This window comes from uncultured Kocuria sp. (assembly GCF_947500125.1).
GTDB lineage: Bacteria > Actinomycetota > Actinomycetes > Actinomycetales > Micrococcaceae > Kocuria.
The window spans coordinates 20454-41781 of record NZ_CANMRA010000027.1; the positions used below are offsets into that span (position 1 = coordinate 20454).

The window sequence follows — 21328 nt, forward strand, 5'->3', positions numbered from 1 at the left end:
TCACTGCTCGGTGCTCAGCGGGGCCAGGCGCTGCTGGGGGCGTCCCTGGGCGGCCGCTGCCAGGGCGATGACGATCTCCCCAGGGTGCGGGGCGTCGGCCAGGCGCAGCTCGATGCTCTGGTGGTGGGAGCGGATGGTGGCATCGGTGATGTGCTTGAGCGGGATGTCGAAGACGACCCCGGCGGGCCCTCGCTTCTCCACCGCCGGCAGCAGCGTGGTCGCGGAGGCGGCCTTGCGGAAGTGGTCGCCGAACTTCAGGGTGTGGATCAGTGCCGAGCCGTGCTCGATCTCCCCGTCCAGGCCCACGATGGCGGCTTTGCCGTAGGCCTCCACCGGGGCGCCCAGGGCGTCGACCACCCGGGCCGCCAACAGAGCGCCGACCTCGGAGGCGGTGGCCTCGATGCCGGGGTTGAGGTCCTCGACGAATCCCTGACCGGCCCAGGGGTTGGCGATGATGGCGGCCACGACGGCCACGCGTGCGGCGGGTTCGACGGGGCGGCCTCCTTCGGTGACGGTCTCTTCGACGAGGGTGATGATCTTGCGGGTGCTCATGCGGAGGCTCCTTCGAGGATGGTGGAGGTGACGGCGGGATCGGTGACCCGGTCCCCGATGCGGGGGTGCGGGCGGGGCCCAGTGGAGGCGGCGACGACGACGACGATCTCGTCAGCACGGGGCCCGTCACTGACCCGGGTGGTGATGGTCTGGTAGTGGCTACGCGTCGCCGCGACGGTCTTGTGCCACATGGGCACGACCAGAGCCTGGCCCGCCTCGGCACGGTCGTCAGCGAAACAAATGATCGAGGAGCCCTCGAGGAACTCCCGCACGAGATTGCCGAAGTACGGGGTGTGGATCAGCGCACCGGCGTGCTCGATCTCCCCGGCGGTGCCCACGATGGCGGCCTTGCCGAAGGCCTCGACCTGCTGTGCCCCGCCAAGGCTTTCCAGCAGCCGGTCGGTCAGCACACGGGCCAACGTCGGGGCCAGCTGCTCGGTGGCCGGGGCGAGGTCCGTCTCCGGGCCGGTCCCAACCCAGGGGTTGGAGACCACTGCGGCGACGGTGGCGCGCACGACCGGCACGGCCGGGGCCTGACCGTTTTCCAGGAGGATCTCCTCCTGGTAGTGGACGATCTTGCGGATGCCGGCTTTCTCGGGGAGGCGGGGCGACACGGTCGTCATCGCGCCCCCACCAGGTGCGGGGTGTGGGGGAAGTGCGGCATGACCTTCCCGGGGAACAGCTCCAGGCAGCGCATGGCGTGGTCCTTTCGCGCCGGCGCAGAGCCGGCGGTAGTTGAGGCGGTGGTCACGAATTAAGGGGCTGACCGGCCGTGCGGGAGTCGGTGAGGACTTCCCGGGCGGAGGCGTAGACGTGGTTGCGCATGGCGGCCTCAGCGCCGAAGTGGTCCTTGTCCCGGATCATCTCCAGCACGACACGGTGCTCGCTGGTGGAGGCCTTGATGCGCCCGGGGTGCTCGGCCGTGCGCAGCACCAGGCGGTGGTAGGCCAGCTGGTTCATCAACCGGTCGTAGTGCTCGGCCAGCTTGGAGTTGTCCGACCCGGTGATGATCGTGCGGTGGAACTCGTGCACCAGTTCCGCGTACCGGGTGGCGTCCTGATCGGCGGTCGCCTGGTCGGATTCGGCGATGTTGCGTTCGAGCACGTCGAGCTCCGGGACGTTGCCACGCCGGGCGAGCAGACCGGCGGCCAGGCCTTCCAGGCCCTCTTTGAGCTGGAAGAGCTCGACGATCTCCCGGCGGGTGGGCTCCCGCACGAAGGTGCCGACCTTGGGTCGGATCTCCACCAGCCCCTCGTGCTGGAGCTGCTTGAGGGTCTCCCGGATCGGGGTGCGGCTGACCTCGAACTCCTGGGACAGGAAGACCTCGGACAGCGGCGCTCCTGGCGGGAACTGCCCGCTGAGCACCAACTGGCGGACGCGCTCCAGTAGTGGAGTCTCTGCGCCGTCGTCTACCCTCACGGCCCGATCTGTCTCTTGTTGCATGCAACAGACGCTAGGCGGATGGCACCCAGCCGTCAAGGGCAGTGCCAAAAAACCGGGTTATAGCCGCGCCATTACTGGGTTTAGAGGTTCGTGACTGCCACCCATTGACCTGATCCTGTGATACGGGTTACGTTCTGTGCCATGCAACAGGAACTCGAAGCAACGCTCACGACCGTCTGGCAGGCCGCCTGGGACCGCGGGGAGGTCGAGACGCTGGAAACCGTTGCCGCCCCGGACTACGTGCGGGTGAGCCGGGCCAGCGGGCACACCATCACGTTGGCCCAGCTGCAGGAGGAGATCCGTACCGTCCGGGCCGGCTTCCCCGATCTGGTGACGACTATCGACGCGGTGGTCACCCAGGGGGACACCGCGGCGATCTTCTGGACCAGCACGGGCACCCACACCGAGACGTTCCTCGGCGTGCCGCCGACCGGCCGCCGGGTCCAGACCCGCGGGTCCAACCACGTGACCCTGGTGGACGGGCGGATCAGCCGCGAAGAGGTGACCTGGGACGGCTCGGAGCTGCTCCACAGCCTCGGGGTCCGGCACCTCAGCGACACTCCGCTGCAGCCGGAGGAGGTCGTGCTCGATGACCTCTCCGGTGAGCCGGACCCGCAGGTGATGAAGACCTTCAACCGGCAGTTCATCACCGGCGTCACCGTGGTCACCACCCAGGACAACGGCACCCCCAGGGGACTGGCCGTGAACTCCTACGCCTCGGTGTCCCTGGAACCACCCCTGGTGATGGTCTGCATCCAGAAGACCTCCTCCACCTACCCGGCCCTGTTCGCCGCCACCCACCTGGGCATCAACATTCTGGGCACGGAACAGCGGGAGACCATCGCCACCTTCGCCTCCAAGGCCCCTGACAAGTTCGCCGAGGTCGACTGGCACCCCGGACCCAGCGGCAGCCCGCTGATCGACAACTCCCCGGCGTGCTTGGAAGCCGAGATCCGTGAGCGCTTCCAGGCCAAGACCCACACCGTGTTCATCTGCCGTGTCCGCCACGCGGAGGTGAGCGAGGCCAGCCCCATCATCTACAAGGCCGGCCGCTTCTACGACAGCGACAACCTCGAGCAGCTCTAGCCCCAGCAACAACCCGGATCCGACCTTCACGCCCTGCGTGGATGACTGGCTCCATAGGAGCTGCACCGTTCATGAGTGGCCGGAGCTGCTCGTCCAAATTCAGGCCACACCACCGTTGGCTCACCTCAGGGCACCGCCGCCCCACGTGATCCCTCCCAGACGATCCAGTCTCTCCAAGAAACGGAGCCCACCATGTCCCAGGACACTCTTGCGGACGGCGCCACGAACGCACCGCCGAACGCCCGTGCGGACGGCAAGACCAAGAACCCGGTGTTCTGGGTGTCAGTTGCCCTCATCGTCGTCTTCATCGTCCTCGCAGGCTTCTTCCCCACCCAGATGGGCGAGATCAGCACGACAGCCCTGAACTGGGTCACCGAGTCCACCGGATGGTCCATGCTGCTCATCCCGCTGGGCCTCATGGGGCTGCTGATCTTCCTGGCGGTCACCAAGTACGGAAGGATCCGCCTAGGCCCCGACGACTCCCGGCCCGAATACCCCACCTACGCCTGGATCGCGATGCTGCTGGGAGCAGTGATGGGCATCGGGCTGATCACCTACGGCGTGGCCGAGCCGGTCTCCCACCTCCTCACACCGCCCCATGACCTCGCTGAGCCCGGCAGTCAGGACGCTGCCGTGGAAGCGCTGCGTTTCACCTTCCTGGACTGGGGTCTGCACGCGTGGGCCGTCTTCGCGATCTTCGGTCTGGCTATCGGGTACTCCACCCACCGGCTGGGCAACAAGGGTCTCGTCTCCCCGATCCTGCGGCCGCTGATCGGGCGGCATGCCGACGGGTTGGTCGGCAAGGCCGTCGACGTCCTCGTGATCCTCTCCACCCTGTTCGGGACCACGACTTCCCTCGGCCTCGGTGCCGCCCAGATCAGCCAGGGCCTCAGCCAGATCACCGGCACCACGCTGACGAGCATCCCCATCCAGGTGGGCATCATCGCCGTGATCACCGTGATCTTCACGCTCTCCGCCATGAGCGGGGTCAGCCGCGGCATCCGCTACCTGAGCCAGACGACCATGGTCATCGCGGGGGCGCTGCTGCTCTTCGTGCTCATCGCCGGACCCACCACCTACCTCATCAACATCTTCTTCCGCTCCCTGGGCGGCTACGTGGGTGGCTTCCTTGAGATCAGCCTCATGCTGCCGACCACCGCGGACGAGTTGGCCTGGATGCAGTGGTGGACCTACTTCATGATGGCGTGGTGGATCAGCTGGGGCGCCTTCGTGGGCGTGTTCGTCGCCCGGATCTCCCGGGGACGCACGATCCGGCAGTTCGTCTTTGTGGTCCTCGGCGTGCCCACCCTGGTGTTCTCCGCTTGGTTCACCGTCATGGGCGGCAGCGCGATGTTCATGGACATGAACCGGGACGCCGGGATCGGCGCGGCCGCCGCCCAGGACGTCAACACCGCCTTCTTCGGCCTGCTGGACCAGCTCCCGCTGACCCTGTTGACCTCCGTGGTGGCCATCGTGCTCGTCGTGCTCTACTTCGTCACGGGAGCCGACTCCAACACCTACGTGCTGGCGGTGATCTCCAGCGACGGCGACATGTACCCGAAGCGCTCCGTCCTGGCCGTGTGGGGCATCCTCACCGGCGCCATGGCCGCGGTCCTGCTCTACGCAGGTGGTCTGCAAGCACTCCAGACAGCAGTGATCCTCTCGGCCGCACCGTTCATCTTCGTGATCCTTGCCCTGGCTATTGCGATCGTCATGCTTCTGCGCCGGGATCCGCTGATCGTACCCCTGCAGCCGGGACGTCACTGCGCCACCGCGGAGCCGTCCGGCACGGAGCACCCTCAGCAGGGACAAAATGTTGTGCAGAGCGGGGACGGGACGAGCGCTAATGCCGGCATCACCCACGACGGGTCCGCTGCCGTGGAGAACAACGAATCCTCGCTGACGGCAATCCAGACCCGATAGGCCAGGCAACGTTCCGTTCCCCTCACGGACGCTGAGCGCCGGCACAGCAGAAGGCGGTCGAAGCCATCCCCCTGGAGACCGCACGGCCGTCCAAGGCTTCGACCGTCTTCCGCGTCCTCCCATGGGAAACCACCCTCCTGTCCATCACTTCCAGGCGCCCACGGGCGTGCTGCGGCCAGCGGCTCCGGTCCGGGGCCGACGAACCGACAGCCTCAAAGCCTTTTCCAGACCCAGAAAGGACTTCCTCATGACAGTCATCGAAGGCATCGTCGAGCACGGAGACGCCCGGGGCAGGACCATCGGGTTCCCCACCGCCAACCTCGCAATCTCCGACCTCGACGTCGAGGACGGGGTGTGGGCCGCGCAGGTTCGAATCGATTCCCAGGAGTGGGCCGTCGCGGCGGTGTCCGTCGGTCGGCGCCGAACTTTCTACACCGGCGAAGGCCCCCGGCTGCTCGAAGCCCACCTCTTGGACTTCACCGGCGACCTCTACGGGCGCACGATGCATGTCGAGCTGACCGCGAAGCTGCGGGGCCAGAAAAGCTTCCCCTCCGTCCAAGCACTTATGGAGCAGCTGCACCGCGACGTCGAAGCCACCCGGCAGTGGGCAGTCATTCACTGCCCATGGCTCTTGAGCACCCAGGAGTCCAAGACCAGGGAAAGGGCGCTGGTATGACCCAGCAGGGCCCCCCGAAGTGGGCCATCCAACGCGTATCAGGAGTCCTCCAAACCGAACGCGAAGCGGGACGACACACCCTGAACCCAGCAGACCTCGCGCGTCGAACCGGACTCAGCAAGAGCCTGGCGCGGCGATGCCAGGCACACCTGACCACGGCACCTCATTCCACTGTCGGTCCACGAGCCTCGGCCAACCAAGGCACATCCTTGAAGGTATGACCGGGTTCGCGAATCCTCTCGGGACGTACAAAGCCCGATGCCCCTTCCACCGCAGTGGCTTCCAGGGGGCCCAACCCCAACTGCGGACGGCCCCAGTGCTGTTGCCCGCCCGTCCGACGAACCCCTTGACGCAGCGCAGCGGCACCGGCGCCCGGTGGCGTGGTGCGCGTCGACGAAGAGAGGCTGATACATGAGCACCACGGAGAAGGCCCGCACGGCCACCGGCATGCAGGACCGCATCGAGGCGGTCCTGGCCAAGACCCCCACGGGGCTGCTGATCGGCGGCCAGTGGCGGGCCGCCTCGGACGGGGGGACCTTCGAGGTCGAGAACCCCGCCACCGGCGAGGTCCTGGCCACGATGGCCTCAGCGACCCGGGAGGACGCCCAGGCCGCGATGGACGCCGCCGCCGACGCCCAGGAGTCCTGGGCCCGCACCCCGGCCCGGGAGCGCTCGGAGATCCTGCGGGCCGCCTTCGACCTCGTGCAGGAGCGCGCCGAGGACCTCGCGCTGCTGATGACCCTGGAGATGGGCAAGCCCCTGGCCGAGGCGGCCGGGGAGGTCAAGTACGGGGGCGAGTTCCTGCGCTGGTTCGCCGAGGAGGCCGTGCGCGACTACGGCCGCTACCTCGACACCCCCGAGGGCAACCTGCGGATGCTGGTCACGCACAAGCCGGTGGGCCCGTGCCTGCTGATCACCCCGTGGAACTTCCCGCTGGCGATGGCCACCCGCAAGGTCGCCCCGGCCGTGGCCGCCGGCTGCACCATGGTGCTCAAGCCCGCCCGGCTGACCCCGCTGACCTCCCAGTACTTCGCCCAGCTCATGCTGGACGCCGGGCTGCCGGCCGGGGTGCTCAACGTGGTCTCCTCCAAGTCCGCCTCTTCCGTCTCCGAGCCGATCATGGCCGACCCGCGGCTGCGGAAGGTCTCCTTCACCGGCTCCACCCCGGTGGGCAAGCAGCTCATGAAGCTGGCCACCGACAACGTGCTGCGCACCTCCATGGAGCTCGGCGGCAACGGGCCGCTGATCGTCTTCGAGGACGCCGACATCGACAAGGCCGTGGCCGGGGCGATGGCCGCGAAGATGCGCAACATGGGCGAGGCCTGCACCGCCGCCAACCGGCTGCTCGTGCACGAGGACGTCGTCGAGGAGTTCGTGGCGAAGCTGGCCGAGAAGATGGCCGCCCTCACCGTGGGCAACGGTGTGGAGGACGGGGTCACCGTGGGCCCGATGGTCGAGGCCAAGGCGAGGGACTCCGTGGAGGAGTTCGTCACCGACGCCGTTGAGCGCGGGGCGAAGGTCGTCGTGGGCGGTTCCCGGGTGGACGGGCCCGGCTACTTCTTCCAGCCCACCCTGCTGCGCGACGTCCCCACTGATGCGCGCGCGGTGACCGAGGAGATCTTCGGGCCCGTCGCCCCGGTCGTCACCTTCGCCGACGAGGACGAGGCCGTGGCCCTGGCCAACGCCACCGAGTACGGGCTGGCCTCCTACGTGTTCACCGAGAACATCTCCCGCGGGCTGCGCATCGGCGACCGCATCGAGTTCGGCCTGATGGGCCTCAACGTCGGGGTGATCTCCAACGCCGCCGCCCCCTTCGGCGGGGTCAAGCAGTCCGGTCTGGGCCGCGAGGGCGGGGCCGAGGGCCTGCACGAGTACACCACCACCCAGTACATCGGCGTGGAGAACCCCTGGGCCACCGTCCCGACCCCCGGCACCGGCACCCCCGCCTGAGAACGCACAAGAGCCGTGGGACCTGGCACACCAGGTCCCACGGCTTTTGGCTGCTGCAGGAATTGAAGTGGACTGTGGGCAGTGGGTGCAGGTTGACCCTTGCCGCTTTGCATATGGCCGATTAACGGTTGCTCGCGAGGACAGGGTGAGGTCGGTAAGGGCACCTCTTGTAGGCCCGCACGGCCTCTAACACGGGTATGAGGGCATCACATTGCTGACACGGTCGGGTGTATGTGAAGCCGAGGGGGGTCGCCGCGAGCTGTGTGAGGACGAGGCCCTTCTTGGGAACATATGCCCGGACGAGGCGACCAAGTTGTGCGGATCGCCGTACGTGCGCCGATCATCGCTAGGCAAGTCGCTCCGGTCATGCCGTCGCCGTCACTGGTTCAAGGGACCTAGGTCCGCCTAGGCTCAGCGCGGCACCCCAGGCCGGTGCCGGTGAGCCAACTACGCTTGAGCTCCCAGCAGTTCACCGCAGCAGAGGAGCGCACCAGTGTCCGTGGAGATCACCGAAGTCGGTGTCGTCGTGGCTGCTGGCCAGCCTGTCGACTACGCCACCGCCTACAGCTGGGCAGTGGACAACCCCGAGAAGATTACCTCCCTGGTAGAGGACACCAAGGCGTTCGTCACGGTGATCGCCGAGGCCGAGACCGCCCCGCTCGAACGACAGCAGTCCGCGGTGCGCGAGGCGTTCGCTGCTGGCCGGCCCCAGCAGCCCGGGAACTCCTGGAGCTCCTGAGTACCGACCGATGACACGGCGAAGCCCCGCCCTCCTGATCCTTGCTGGGACGAGGAGAAGCGGGGCTCCGTATTGGTTGGGGACGGACTCAGCTCTCGCAGGCCACGCCGTCGCCATCACGGTCGAGCTTCGGGGCGAAGCCCGGGGACCCGGCGTAGAGCGGAGCTGCACCAGCGGCCTTAGCCGCGGAGCAGTTGGCGAACCCCCCGGCCGGGGCGGCCGGGGCGGCCGGCGCCGCGGGCACCGGCTCGGGCTTCGGGGCAGGAGCGACCGGGGCCGGTGCCACCGGGGCAGGCTCGGGGACGACCGGCTCGGGCACCACCGGGGCCGGCTCAGGGGCCTTCTGCACCGGGGCCGGTGCCGGCTCGGGCGCCTCATCGGCCGGGGCCGGGACGTTGGCGTCGAGGTCGGTGAGGACCGCGGCGATCGGGACCTCCTGGCCTTCGCAGTCGGCGAGTACCTCGGTCATGGCGGTTTTCTCCGGGGCGGTGACCCAGAGGTCGTACTTGGCCTTGACCGCGATCTGGATGGCGACGAACTCGCAGCGGAAGTCCACGTTCGGCGGCAGCCACTGATCGGCGGGCTTGTCGGATTTCGCCTGGTTGGTCGGTCCATCCACCGCCAGCAGGTTCAGCGGGTCATTCGTCAAGTCCACGCGCTGGTCCTGGGAAAGGTTGCGGGCCCCGGTGATCCAGGCGTTGCCGAGCGACACCACGTGGTCGATCTGGACGTCGGAGGAGGTGGCCGGCCCGCGCACGAAGTTGATCGTCGTGTCGGTGTAGGGATCCGGGTCCAGGACCCCGGAGTCGACCCGGCACCCGTCGGCGGAGACGACGTCGTCGAGGTCGCGGTTGAGGATTTCCTGGCGGGTGTCCTCGCAGTCGCCGTCGGCGTCGATCCACCCGCCGAACAAGCCGTCACGGTCGTAGTCGGACATGGTGCCCCGGGCGGCGACCTTCAGCCCGTTGAGCGCAGTCAGAGCCTCGGAGGAGGCGGCCGCGGGCGCGGCCGGGGTCCGCGCCGGAGTAGTCGCGGGCTTCGCAGGCGCGCTGGATGCCGTGGGAGAGCCAGCCGCCGTGCGCGCAGTGGTGGCGGGACTGCCACCGGGGTCGGCCGGGGCGCTGGAGCAGCCGGCGAGCAGGGCCAAGGCCATGGCCGCCGAGGTCCAGGCCGCGGCGGTGCGGCCGCGGGCGCGGCGGGAGGCGGAAAGGAAGAGGGGCATGTCGCTCCTGGGGGAGGGGCCGGGTCATCTCGGGGATCACGAAGGCGACCGGCACGGGGATCGAGGCGTCTCTCATCTTCCTGCCGGCTGGTCACCAAAGCGAACAGGCCGCGGATGTGACAGTCCAGCCGCAGCACGTCACCACCACACGCTCTCGTGCGGCCCTGTAACGGCCTGCTGCCACCAATAACCGGTGCAAGGAGACCGGCTGAAGGACACCGGGCGATAGCGCGGTGTCCCGGAGCGAAGGGACGCCCCCACCACCGCTGGTGCCGATGACCGGGCAGGAGGAGGGCTCCGATGTGTCATGCGGAGCACGGACTTGGCCCGAGCATTCCCCTGAGGTGCCAGAGTCAAGGCTCCGGCGGCGGTGGGCAGCGCCTCCGTAGGCTGGACGTATGCGAAAGAGAACACCATGAGTGAGCCGCTGGTCCACATTCAGGATTACCGGATGACCTTCGGGAACACCACCGTGATCGACGACCTGGCCTTCGACGTGCACGCGGGGGAGACCTTCGGTTTCCTCGGCTCCAACGGGTCCGGGAAGACCACGACCCTGCGGGCCCTGTTGGGGATCTATCAGCCCACCGCCGGGGTCCTGCACATCAACGGCAAGCCCTTCGAACCCGCCGACGGAGCCCGGCTCGGGTACCTGCCGGAGGAGCGGGGGCTGTACAAGAAGGAGCCGGTGCTCGAGACCATGGCCTACTTCGGCCGACTCAAAGGCCTCGACAAGTCCAAGGCGCGGTCCTGGTCGCTGGAATACCTCGAACGCGTCGGACTGGCCGAAAAAGCGACCGCCCGCCTGGACAAGCTCTCGGGGGGCCAGCAACAGAAGGTGCAGTTGGGGGTGACGATCATGAACACCCCGGAACTGCTGATCCTGGACGAACCGACGAAGGGCTTCGACCCGGTCAACCGCCGGCTGCTGATGGACATCATCGAAGACCAGCAACGCGCAGGGGCGACGGTGGTGATGGTGACCCACCAGATGGAAGAGGTCGAACGACTGTGTGACCGGGTGATCCTGCTCAAGGACGGCACCTCTCACGCCTACGGCACCGTCCGAGATGTGCAGGAGCAGTTCGGCGGCACCACCTACCGGGTCACCCACACCGGTGTGGTACCAGCTTCACACCACTACACCGTCGTGAGCAGCCAGCCAGTGGGGGAGGGGCAGGTGTCCGAGCTCGCCCCGGCGCCGGGTGCCGATGAGGCCACGGTGCTGACCGAGCTGGTGGGCGCCGGGGTGCCGGTGTCCGGGTTCACCACGGCCCGCACTTCGTTGGAGGAGGTCTTCATCCGGGTCTACGGCGCCGACAGCCTCGAGGACGCTACCCAGCCCGAGAGCGTGGGGGTGGGGGCCTGATGGCGCAGCACAACCTCTCCACGGTCGTCGGGTTCGAGTTCATCCGGACCGTGCGCAAGCGCGGGTTCTGGATCGCGGTCCTGGCGGTGCCGGTGGTCATCGCGATCATCTTCGCCCTGTCGTTCACCTCCAACTCCTCGATCAGCGACTCCGCGGACGCTCAGGCAGAGGCCGAGGTGACCTTCGCCTACACGGACGCCTCCGGGACGATCCCGGACGAGTTGGCCGCCGGCTACGGCGGGCAACCCGCCACTGACCCGACTGAGGCGATCGAGGCGGTGAAGGCCGGGGAGCTGGATGCGTACTTCGCCTACCCCAGTGACCCGGCTGAACAGCCGATCGAGGTCACCGGTGCCGACCGGGGGCTCTTCGACAACGGGACCTATGAGGCAGTGGCCGAGTCCCTGCTGACCACTGCAGCCCAGGCCCAGATCGGGAATCCGGGTCTGGCCGCGGCCGCGGCCGGCGAGCTCAGCGTGGAGTCCACGATCTTCCGCGACGGGGAGGTCACCGGCGGGTTCACCGAGGCCATCGCCCCACTGGGATTGCTGGTGGTGTTCTTCCTGGTGATCGTGATGCTGTCGAACCAGATGCTCAACTCCACCCTGGAGGAGAAGGAGAACCGGGTCACCGAGATGATCCTCACCACCGTCAACCCCACCACCTTGGTGATGGGCAAGATCCTGGCGGTCTTCGCCGTCGGGGCGGTGCAGATCCTGGTGCTGCTGGCCCCGATGGTGATCGGCTACGTCTTCTTCCGCGACCGGATGAACATCCCCGACCTCGACCTGAGTCGGCTGCCCCTGGATGCGGGGACCATGGTCGTGGCGTTGCTGCTGCTGGTCGGCGGATTCGTGCTGTTCACCGGGGTGCTGGTGGCGATCGGGGCGATCATGCCCACCGCCAAGGACGCCGGGGTGATCTTCGGGCCGCTGATTTTCGCGATGTTCATCCCCTTCTACGCCATCAGCCTCATCATCTCCGACCCGGATGCGCTGATCGTGCAGGTGTTCACGTTCTTCCCGCTCACGGCCCCGGTGACCGCGATGCTGCGCAACGGCTTCGGCACCCTCGACCCGCTCACCGCCGGGATCGTGATCGCCGAGTTGTTCGTGTTCGGGGTGCTGGTGTTGCGGGTGGCCGTGCAGCTGTTCCGCTACGGCTCCATTGCCTACACCGACAAGCTCAACCCCCGTACTGTCCTGGGGCGCCGGCGCCCGGCTACGGCAAAGAATTAACCCCCATGGCCGCCTTCCTGGTTGGTGGACGGTCAACGGCTCAGGCCCCGTGTGCATCGAGCGCCCGGGGCCTGAGGTCTTTCTGGAGTCAGGGGTCTCCGCGCGTGGTTCGTGACGTCCGTGGGGTTACCAGAAATACGGTGTGTGAGCGTCCTGTGGTTGACGGAAGGCCCGGATAACGGCCACCAAGCCAGCTCGGAAGTTGCCTGTCTATGCGGCAGCCCTGTCCTAGTGGTTACGGCGAGATGCTATTGCGGTTGGGTTGAACGAATGCGGGATAATGGAGCCATGAATCGCCGCAATCTTACCCGAGCCGACAAGATCGTATCCTGGGCCGTAATTGGGGTTTTAGGAGCTATTGGCGTAGTCACAATTCTCGTCGATGTTGTTTCCAAGGCAACGGGCGGCTATGCCCCATTTTGGTATATGGGCGTATTTCCGCTGATTGGCGCGGTGCCATCCACTGTGTACCTCATCCGGGGTCCGCGAGCTGAGGTTCATATGGGCAGGTTGCGGGCGCAACGATGGACGCCTACAGATCCAGAGGCGGTTGCCCGCTACAAAAAGGTCGCAGAGGAACGCGTTGTCAAAGGACAAGCCGCGCCAACCCAGCAACGCGTCCGACCTGTTACCAACTTTCCTTTCCCTAGGTCGTGGGAAGCTGCTGAGCGTTCTGCAGCTTTATGGCTTGTGCGCCATGGGCACTCTGGCGCGAGAGTCACCAGCGGTGGCGCCGATGGCGGCATAGATGTGGTGGGGCCGACTGTCGTCGGGCAGGTAAAGCACCACGGAAAGCCGATTGGTGCCCCCGACATTCAACGACTTGCGGGCGCGGCATCTGCGCCCCGTTATAGGGGACGAACACGGGTGTTCTTTTCAACTCGTGGATTTACGCCCCAGGCATTGCGTGCTGGCCAAGAGCTTGGAGTCCAACTGTTTGCCCATGCGGGCTCGGACTGGAGGAGGGTGGTTTAGTTTTAAACCTGATAAAGGCCGAATGGGAGTTCTGGGCAGCAGATGTAGCTGACTCACGACGCAGTTGAGTGCTTCAATCCCGACGATCAGGAAGACATCGCAGTGAAGTACGTGAAGGGCGAGAAGCTCAGTCTCAATCACAGCACCTCGGACGACGAGGCTTAGCTGCAAAACTCATCCCAGAACTGACTCGTGCCACTTGAGGGCCCCTGTCCAGTAAGAGCCAATTGGCTCGACGATGCACCGCCCCAGACCAAGGTCGCCCGCTCGTCGCTCCACCGGGCCTTGGATCTCGGTACCTGAGCCCCCAGTGCAGAGGACTTCGGAACTCTGTGCAGCCGACTCCGGAAAATGACACTGGTCATCACGACGCTGGACCATCAGGTCCAGAATGCGCCTGGTAGAAGGCGTGGGCTGTGACGGTTACTCTCAGCCCAGCTTGTCGATGTGCTCAGGGCAGAAAGCACCGACGGCCGCACCATGCATGGCGACCAGTTCGTTGAGGGTGTATTCGACACCAGCTGCAGTGAGAATAAAGTCATTGACGTCCGAGGTCTTCGCCCCGCCGTCGTACAACTGGCAGAGTCCCTCGCCGACAGAGACCAGGTCGCCGTCTTCTGAGAACTGTAGTTCCGGGTATTCATCGCGCACGGAACCCAGGAAAACTTGTTCGATCTGCTCGTCTCGTGAGAGCGCCGGTTCGGCCTTGGTGGTCTTTGGAGCAGGCTTGGTTGTCGAGGACTTCAGCGACGCTGTTGTTGCGGTTGGTGTCGGCGAGGCCTCGGTTGCTGGCTGCTCTTGCTCGGCGGCGCATCCGGAAAGGACGAGGACAGCCGCGACGGCGGCAAGAATAGCTCTCATATGGTTCTCCAGCGAGTGATGATGGCTCACATGCTACGACTGCGCACCGAGAGCGCGAGTGATTAGCCCACCGCTTACCAACCGGAAACAACGAACAATGAATCACGATGTGATGCCTAGGATGGCCTTTAGCTCTCGGTAATTTAACGGGGCTTTGCTTCTTTCTTGCATTTGTTACTGCACGGCGACGAATACCTTGTCTCCGAGCATGCCTGGACTGACTGCAAGAACGCCTTGGTCAGCCGTGGCGGTCGGCACTTCAAAGGCGATATTTCCTGTTGCAGTGCCATCCGTGTAGAGCGTGCTCGTGGTATCGATAGCCTCCGGTGCGACGACGGAGTTGTCGAAGCTGTTGACCGTCGTACTGTCTGTTGTCACGTACTCGACTGTGACGAAAACCGGCATCTGCCCATCTGGGTCATCGCCCAAGTAGGTCGTGGAGTAATTCACGAGCATGTACTCCGACCCCTCGGCAGGCGGCTCGTTGAATTGATTGGCAGAGACAACTGCGTCCGTGGCAGCGAGGGTGACGGAATTGACTACGACGCGCCAATCGTCGGACTCGATGACCGAGCCAATCGGGTAGGGGTCCTCGCGCGTTCCTGCATCGGCAGCCGCGTCTTCCTCGGCGACGTCTTCTTCGGCTGCCTCGTCATCAGCAGCCGCGTCCTCAGACGGTTCGACGACTGTGGTGTTCCCGCTGCCGAGAGCTTCATCGAAAGAGGTCGTGACGACGGTCAAGAACACGACGACTCCGACAATCGTTCCCACGATCGAGAGGATCACAGCGGTGATGCCCATCCATTTGGACTTGTCCTTGAGGAACAGGGAAACGAGGCCCAGAACAAAGGCAATCGGCAGCAGGATCCAGCCGACGATGAGAGCACCGGGAATGCAGGCGAAAATGAAGCCGAGCACTGCTGTAATCAGCGCAATGAGCCCCACGACGTTCGACTGCTTTTTCGCCTTGGTCTGCTGAGGCGGAAGCGTCTGTGTTGACGACCCATGGCCAAAATGCGCGGGAAATGGTCGCTGTGGCTGGTGGGGCGGAACTTGTTGTGAGCCGTCCCCGGGGGGTCCTGGTGGTGTCATTGCTCTATATTCGCAGATGCAAAAGCCCCCGCAGATTCAAGACACGAAGCCGCCGCAGTGCAAGACCTTTCCCGAGGTAACAATTGCGGAGCGCGGCTCCCCGGCAACCGCTGTCCGGGGCTCTTCCAGCCGCTGCCGTGCGACATCCGCGGGGCACTCGGATCTGGTAGCCCCTGGATGACGCTCAGCGCGGTAGCAAGCGCCCAAGAAGCAGCGAGATATGGAACCGCGCCCATCGGGAGCGGTTCTTCTGTTTTCAGCCAGACCAGCGGTGATCACAATGACGATGAACAGCAAGGGGGTGCTGAAGTGCTGGTTGACTGCAGGGACTGCGCCGCTGCGATGGGGCCCTCCTGTGGGCGAGGGGGTAACAGGCGATCAACCTAAATGTTGACATATCAACATAATGGAGGTTAGCTGGTGCGTGTTCTCGAAGATGGCACCAGGGTTGCGGGGCTGTGGATACGGTGAACATGTTCAATTCGCCGCACCAGGAGTACGCCCCATGGCCAGAGCGCGCAAGAAACAGCAAGTTGAGGGGCAGCTGAGCATTGATGCCTTTCTCTTCCCGGAACCCGAGGAGGTTCGTGATGAACACGTACGGCAAGTTCGCGCAGGAAGCGTGGAAGACGACCGCGCCGGCGGAGTACGCCCTGATCCCGGACCCGGATCAGTGGTTCGAGGCGCTGGGGGAGGAGGCGGCGCAGCGGGTGGGCGAGCTGATGATGGAGCTGGCCGGCCCGGATCCGGTGGGGGAGACCTATCTGGAGAAGGTGGGGCGGTTGAACGCGTCGAAGATGCAGGCCGAGGAGATCGTGCGCGCGGAGATGCTGACTCCGGACCCGTCGGTGCAGCAGGAGCCGGAGGAGGACGAGGAGGAGTCCGGGGTGGCGCGGAGGCTACGGATCGTGCAGCAGCTGAACCGGGAGGACCGGGAGTACTGGGAAGAGGTGGCCCGGCTGGACGCCGAACAGGCATAGCCCCGGCTTCCTCAGAGTCCGTGGGCCCGGGGCGATTCGTCCCCCGCACCCAGGACGATCTGGCCCCGTCTGGGGCGCAAGCAAGGTTCCGAGCCAATCTGGCAGCGCTGCGGGTGCTGCGCACCCTGCAGGCCGAGGAGCGGGCCGCCACCGAGGTCGAACGCACCACCCTGGCCCGCTGGGGTTCCTGGGGTGCCAGTGGGGTCGCGGAGGTCTTCGACGAGTCCCGCAGCGAGTATGAGGCCGAGCGGGCCGAACTGCGCGAGCTGCTGGATGAGGCCGAGTACGCGGCCGCCCGGCGCACGGTGATCAATGCCCACTACACCGACCCGGCGATCGCCGCCGAGGTATGGGGCGCCCTGACCGGGCTGGGTTTTGAGGGCGGCCGGGTGCTGGAGCCCGGCTCCGGTGCCGGCACCTTTATCGGCCTGGCCCCGGAAGGAGCCCAGATGACCGGGGTGGAGTTGGATCCGGTGACCGCGGCCATCTCCCAGGCGATCTACCCGGACGCCACGATCCGTACCGAGTCCTTCGCCGACACCCGGATGCCCGGTAGCACCTTCGACGCCGCGGTGGGCAACGTCCCCTTCTCGAAGAATTCCCTGCACGATCCCCGCCACAACGCGGCCGGGCACTCGATGCACAACCACTTCATCCTCAAGCCCCTGGCCCTGACCCGCCCCGGCGGGCTGGTCGGGGTGATTTCCTCGGCCTTCACCCTGGACGCGCAGAACCCCGCGGCCCGCCGGGAGATGGCCGAGACCGCCGACCTGCTCGGTGCGGTGCGCCTGCCCACCGGCGCCCACCGGCGGGCTGCCGGCACGGACGCGCTGACCGACGTGCTGATCTTCCGCCGCCGCCTGCCCGGGGAGGAGCCGCTGGATCAGTCCTGGGTGGAGATCGCTCCGGTGGAGCTGGATGGCCAGCAGGGGCGGATGAACGCCTACTTCCTCGCCCATCCCGAGCGGGTGCTCGGTGAGCCGGTGATCGGCCACGGCATGTACGGCTCCGCCACGCTGACCGTGCGGTCCGATGACTTGGCGGTCACCGGGGCCCGGCTGCGCGAGCAGCTATCGGACATCACCGAACTGGCCCTGGCCGCCGGGCGGGGGATGGCCGAACGCACGGGCGAGCAGGACCTGGAGGTCGCGGCCCTGGTGCCGGCTGGTGAGCAGGAGCAGATTGGGCACATCGCCGACCGTGGGGAGGCGGGCTTCACTCAGGTCACCGTGGAGGGGGTGCACGCACCGCTGAGGGTTCCCCGCACCCAGGAGGGCGAGCTGCGGGCTCTGTTGGGTCTGCGGGATGCGGCCCGGGCGGTGTTGACCCTCGAGGCGGCCAACGTCGAGGACACCCCGGAGCTCGACGCCATGAGGTCCCAGCTGGCGGCCCACTATGAGACGTACGCGGGGCGATATGGGCCGATCAACCGGTTCACTGAACGCCGCACCGGCAAGTACGACGAGGCAGGGGCGGACATCCTGGCCCGGGTCACCCCGCCGGCGGTACGGCTACTGCGCAGGGACCCGTTCGGGCCGCTGGTGCTGGGCTTGGAGCACTTCGACGAGGGTGCGGGCACCGCGGTGGCGGCCGGTCTGCTCTCGGAGCGGCAGGTGCAACCGCGCCGTCCTGTGCTCGGGGTGGACACCCCGGATGAGGCCCTGGCCGTCACCCTGGACACGCTGGGCGCCGTGGACCTGCCCCATATCGCCCGGCTGCTGGGCACCGACGAGACCGGGGCACGGGAATCCTTAGGGGAGCTGGTCTACGAGGTGCCCGGCGAGGACGGGATCTACGAGACCCGCGCGGAGTACCTGTCCGGGGATGTGCGCGAGAAGCTGGACACCGCCCGAGCCGCGACAGCCGCCGATGACCGGTTCCAGCCCAACGTCGCGGCACTGGAGGCGGTGCTGCCGGCCCCGCTGGGGGCCGATGAGATCGAAGCCCGGATCGGCGCCGTGTGGGTGTCTCCGGAGATCCACGAGCAGTTCTTGCGCCACATCATCAGGGACTCTGCTGCGCGGGTGGATCGGATCAGCGGGGCGAGTTGGGATGTGAAGGCCAGCCGCCATGTCTTCGCGGCCCGCAACGACTGGGGTACCGAGCGGATGGCGGCCGGAGACATCTTCAAGAAGCTGCTGGAGCAGCGCCGGGTGCAGGTCACCGACCCGGACCCCTCAGACCCGGAGGGCAACCGCCGGGTGGTCAACGCCACCGAGACCACCGCCGCCCAGGAGAAGGCGTCCCTGATGCAGGAGCGCTTCGGGGAGTGGGTGTGGGAGGACCCGGGAAGGGCGACCGGGCTGGTGGATGAGTACAACCGGCGGTTCAACTCCATCGTGCTACGCGACTACACGGTCGAGGGGGAACGGCTGTCCTTCCCCGGGCTGGTGAAGAACTTCACCCCCCGGCCCCACCAGCGGGCGGCAGTGGCGCGGATGCTCTCGGAGCCCTCGGTGGGGCTCTTCCACGAGGTCGGGGCGGGCAAGACGGCCGAGATGGTGATCGGTGCGATGGAGCTGCGCCGGTTGGGGATGGCGCGCAAACCGGTGATCGTGGTGCCCAACCACATGCTCGATCAGTTCTCCCGGGAGTGGTTGCAGCTCTACCCTCAGGCCCAGATCCTGGCGGCGTCCTCGGAGGATCTGGCCGGGGACAAGCGGCGGGTGTTCGTGGCCCGGGCGGCGGCAAGTGATTGGGACGGGATCATCATGACCCGCACCGCGTTCGAGCGCATCGAGCTCTCCGAGGAGTCCAAGGCCGCCTACGATCTCGCCGAGATGGGCCGCCAACTGGCCGAGCTGGAGGCCGCCAACGAACGGGCAGCGGCCAGCGGGGCGGACACCATGTCGATCAAGCGCATGGAGGCCCGACTCCAGGCGAGGGAGGAGAAGCTCAAGGCCAAGTCCGACCGGGCGACGGATCCGGGGATCACCTTCGAGCAGACCGGCATCGACTACCTGTTGGTTGATGAGCTGCACGAGTACAAGAACCTCGACACCGCCTCCAACATCCAGGACGCGGCGATCGACGGGTCCAAGCGCGCCAGCGACCTGCACGCCAAGGTGGAGTACCTCCGATCCCAGCACGGGGACCGGGTGATCACCGGGGCGACGGCCACACCGATCGCCAACTCGGTCACGGAGATGTACGTGATGCAGCGCTACCTCGGCCCGGAGCTGTTGGAGCGGGCGGGCATCCACGACTTCGACACCTGGGCGGCGACCTTCGGTCAGGTGGTGTCCGAGATGGAGCTCTCGGTGGCCGGCGGGGACAGCTTCAAGATGAAGGAGCGCTTCGCGAAGTTCCAGAACGTCCCGGAGCTGTTGAAGATGTTCCACACTTTCGCCGACGTGAAGACCGCCGAGGATCTGCAACTACCGACCCCGGATTTGGTGGTGCGGGAGGACGGGAAGCGGCTGCCGCGCATGGTGGCCGTGGAGGCCTCGGCACAGCTGCAGGACTACATCGGGGAGATCGGCCGCCGCGCCGAGGCGATCCAGGCCCGGTTGGTGCCTCCGACCGAGGACAACATGCTCAAGATCAGCTCCGACGGGCGCAAAGCCGCCTTGGACCTGCGCCTGGTCGACCCGGAGCTGGGCTCGGTTGTGGCGGAGACCAAGATCAGCGCCGCCGCGGACCGGATGGCCCGCGTGTACGAGGACCACCGGAACGACGTGTTCACGGATCCCTCCACCGGGGAGGAGCACCCCACCCGCGGTGGCCTGCAGATCGTGTTCTGCGACCTGGGCACCCCATCGGAGTCCTGGAACGTCTACGAGGAACTGCGCGCCCAGCTGGCTGAGCGTGGGGTGCCGGCGGAGAAGATCCGGTTCATGCACGAAGCCCGCAATGATGCGGAGAAGGGCCGGTTGTTCTCGGCCGCGCGCACGGGGGAGGTGGCGGTGCTGATCGGGTCCACGCAGAAGATGGGGGTGGGCACGAACATTCAGGCGAGGGCGGTGCACCTGGTGGACCTGGACGCCCCGTGGCGCCCGGCCGATGTCGCCCAGCGCCACGGGCGGATCATCCGGCAGGGCAATCAGAACCCGGAGGTCGCGATCTCGCAGGTGGTGACGAGGGGGTCCTTTGACACCTTCATGTGGCAGACCCTGGAGCGGAAGTCGAAGTTCATCGACCAGATCATGCGCGGCCGGTTGGACGTGCGCGAGATCGAAGACGTCGGGGACAACACGCTGTCCTTCGCCGAGGTGAAGGCGATCTCCAGCGGCAATCCGTTGATCCTGGAGAAGTCGAAGGCCGATCAGGAGCTCGCCCGGTTGGAGCGGTTGAACCGGGCCTGGCACCGCAACCAGTCCTCGCTGGTGTTCCGCAAGGACGCCGCCCAGGTGCGCGCCGATGCACTCGAGCAGGAGATCCCCGTGCTCTGCGCAGCGGCGCAGCGGACCACCGATGAGGTGGGCGGTGAACGGTTCCGGATGACCATCGACGGGGCCAGCTACGACAAGCGCGCCGACGCGGCGCAGGCGTGGCAACGGTGGGCTGGGGTGCACGCCACCTCGCGCCCGCCCCGGGGCGGGGAGAGCGACCTCGGGGTTGCCGGGCGCATCGGTGGCCACGACATCCGGGTCGTGCAGCGTCCAGGGAACCTGGCCGACCTCAGTGCGTCGCCGGTCGAGCTGCGCATCGATGACGCCCCCGGTATCGCCGTGGAAGTCACCCGCGCCACGTCATTGAACCCGAGCGTGGGGATGATCCAGCGGCTCGAGAACCAGGTGATGAAGTTGCCCGAGGAAGTGACCAAACGCGAAGCCCGGCTGGTAGCCGCGCATCAGGAAGTCGAGGACGCCCGGGAGGCGTTGGACGTGCCCTTCAAGCACCAGGACGCACTGGAAGCCGCCCGGTGGGAGGTCGAACGGATCGGGCGCGCGATGCGCGGGGAAGAGACGCCGCAGCCGACCCTGGACCCGGAGCTGGAGGCGTTGAAGAAGCGGATGCGCATCAACTTCCCCGATGCTTCCAGTGCGGGTCGCAGCAGTGCCGGGCGTGGTGGAAACGGTGCCGGGCGTCCGCTCGAGGTGGCGCGGCGGTACGACGAGCAGCGTCCCCGGCAGGGCGGTTTGGAGCTGTAAATACTCGCTCTGTTTGGTCTGTTCAGATGGACGGTGCCCGTTCCCCATTCGGGGAGCGGGCACCGTTGTTGCGTGGTGACTACGTGTGCGGGAAGCCGTCCACAGTCGGCGGTTACGGAAGTGCCACGG

Annotated in this window: 16 protein-coding genes; 10 read left to right on the top strand and 6 right to left on the bottom strand. The window is 66.7% G+C overall.

Translation table 11 applies throughout. The features are described from left to right. From Q0817_RS15655 to Q0817_RS15665, 3 genes are all read right to left on the bottom strand, one after another. The gene (locus Q0817_RS15655) at positions 1 to 552 is read right to left on the bottom strand and encodes an amino acid synthesis family protein (protein WP_298590259.1); all 552 of its coding nucleotides are present in this window, start codon (positions 550 to 552) and stop codon (positions 1 to 3) included. Further along, positions 549 to 1175 (bottom strand): amino acid synthesis family protein, encoded by a 627-nt coding sequence (locus tag Q0817_RS15660; protein WP_298590262.1) that lies wholly within the window; start codon positions 1173 to 1175, stop codon positions 549 to 551. The genes Q0817_RS15655 and Q0817_RS15660 overlap by 4 nt, the downstream gene beginning before the upstream one ends. Before the next feature lie 124 nt (positions 1176 to 1299). Beyond that, a complete protein-coding gene (locus Q0817_RS15665) occupies positions 1300 to 1971 on the bottom strand; it encodes a GntR family transcriptional regulator (RefSeq protein WP_298590264.1) in 672 nt (223 codons plus the stop codon). A 165-nt stretch (positions 1972 to 2136) separates the two neighbouring features. Between Q0817_RS15665 and Q0817_RS15670 the strand changes: the two genes are divergently transcribed. From Q0817_RS15670 to Q0817_RS15690, 5 genes are all read left to right on the top strand, one after another. After that, the gene (locus tag Q0817_RS15670) at positions 2137 to 3081 is read left to right on the top strand and encodes a flavin reductase (RefSeq protein WP_298590266.1); all 945 of its coding nucleotides are present in this window, start codon (positions 2137 to 2139) and stop codon (positions 3079 to 3081) included. Between the two features lie 192 nt (positions 3082 to 3273). Further along, positions 3274 to 5004, top strand: a complete 1731-nt coding sequence (locus tag Q0817_RS15675; RefSeq protein WP_298590268.1) for a BCCT family transporter — start codon at positions 3274 to 3276, stop codon at positions 5002 to 5004. Between the two features lie 247 nt (positions 5005 to 5251). After that, on the top strand, positions 5252 to 5680 hold the full coding sequence (locus tag Q0817_RS15680) for a riboflavin kinase (RefSeq protein ID WP_298590270.1): 429 nt from the start codon (positions 5252 to 5254) through the stop codon (positions 5678 to 5680). A gap of 411 nt (positions 5681 to 6091) precedes the next feature. Continuing rightward, complete coding sequence (locus Q0817_RS15685; RefSeq protein WP_298590273.1) at positions 6092 to 7630, top strand: NAD-dependent succinate-semialdehyde dehydrogenase; 1539 nt, start codon at positions 6092 to 6094, stop codon at positions 7628 to 7630. A 499-nt stretch (positions 7631 to 8129) separates the two neighbouring features. Then, a complete protein-coding gene (locus Q0817_RS15690; protein WP_298590275.1) occupies positions 8130 to 8369 on the top strand; it encodes a hypothetical protein in 240 nt (79 codons plus the stop codon). Positions 8370 to 8457: 88 nt separating this feature from the next. Here Q0817_RS15690 and Q0817_RS15695 read toward each other — a convergent pair whose 3' ends face one another. Further along, positions 8458 to 9591, bottom strand: coding sequence for an excalibur calcium-binding domain-containing protein (locus Q0817_RS15695; RefSeq protein WP_298590278.1), 1134 nt, complete (start codon positions 9589 to 9591; stop codon positions 8458 to 8460). Between the two features lie 415 nt (positions 9592 to 10006). On the opposite strand from Q0817_RS15695, the gene Q0817_RS15700 reads away from it, so the two are divergent. The 3 genes from Q0817_RS15700 (at position 10007) to Q0817_RS20110 (ending at position 13173) form a co-directional block, all read left to right on the top strand. After that, entirely contained in the window at positions 10007 to 10960 is a 954-nt protein-coding gene (locus Q0817_RS15700; RefSeq protein ID WP_298590281.1) for an ABC transporter ATP-binding protein, read from the top strand. Beyond that, positions 10960 to 12198 (top strand): ABC transporter permease, encoded by a 1239-nt coding sequence (locus Q0817_RS15705; RefSeq protein WP_298590284.1) that lies wholly within the window; start codon positions 10960 to 10962, stop codon positions 12196 to 12198. Before Q0817_RS15700 ends, Q0817_RS15705 begins: the two co-directional genes overlap by 1 nt. A gap of 501 nt (positions 12199 to 12699) precedes the next feature. Further along, on the top strand, positions 12700 to 13173 hold the full coding sequence (locus Q0817_RS20110) for a restriction endonuclease (protein ID WP_366139885.1): 474 nt from the start codon (positions 12700 to 12702) through the stop codon (positions 13171 to 13173). A gap of 429 nt (positions 13174 to 13602) precedes the next feature. On the opposite strand, the gene Q0817_RS15710 is transcribed toward Q0817_RS20110, so the two are convergent. Together Q0817_RS15710 and Q0817_RS15715 are read right to left on the bottom strand one after the other, a co-directional pair. Then, on the bottom strand, positions 13603 to 14034 hold the full coding sequence (locus Q0817_RS15710) for a DUF732 domain-containing protein (protein WP_298590287.1): 432 nt from the start codon (positions 14032 to 14034) through the stop codon (positions 13603 to 13605). A gap of 174 nt (positions 14035 to 14208) precedes the next feature. After that, positions 14209 to 14979, bottom strand: a complete 771-nt coding sequence (locus Q0817_RS15715; RefSeq protein WP_298590290.1) for a hypothetical protein — start codon at positions 14977 to 14979, stop codon at positions 14209 to 14211. A gap of 737 nt (positions 14980 to 15716) precedes the next feature. On the opposite strand from Q0817_RS15715, the gene Q0817_RS15720 reads away from it, so the two are divergent. Next, positions 15717 to 16106, top strand: coding sequence for a TnpV protein (locus Q0817_RS15720; RefSeq protein WP_298590293.1), 390 nt, complete (start codon positions 15717 to 15719; stop codon positions 16104 to 16106). Positions 16107 to 16219: 113 nt separating this feature from the next. After that, on the top strand, positions 16220 to 21199 hold the full coding sequence (locus Q0817_RS15725; protein ID WP_298590296.1) for a helicase-related protein: 4980 nt from the start codon (positions 16220 to 16222) through the stop codon (positions 21197 to 21199). Positions 21200 to 21328: the final 129 nt, after the last annotated feature.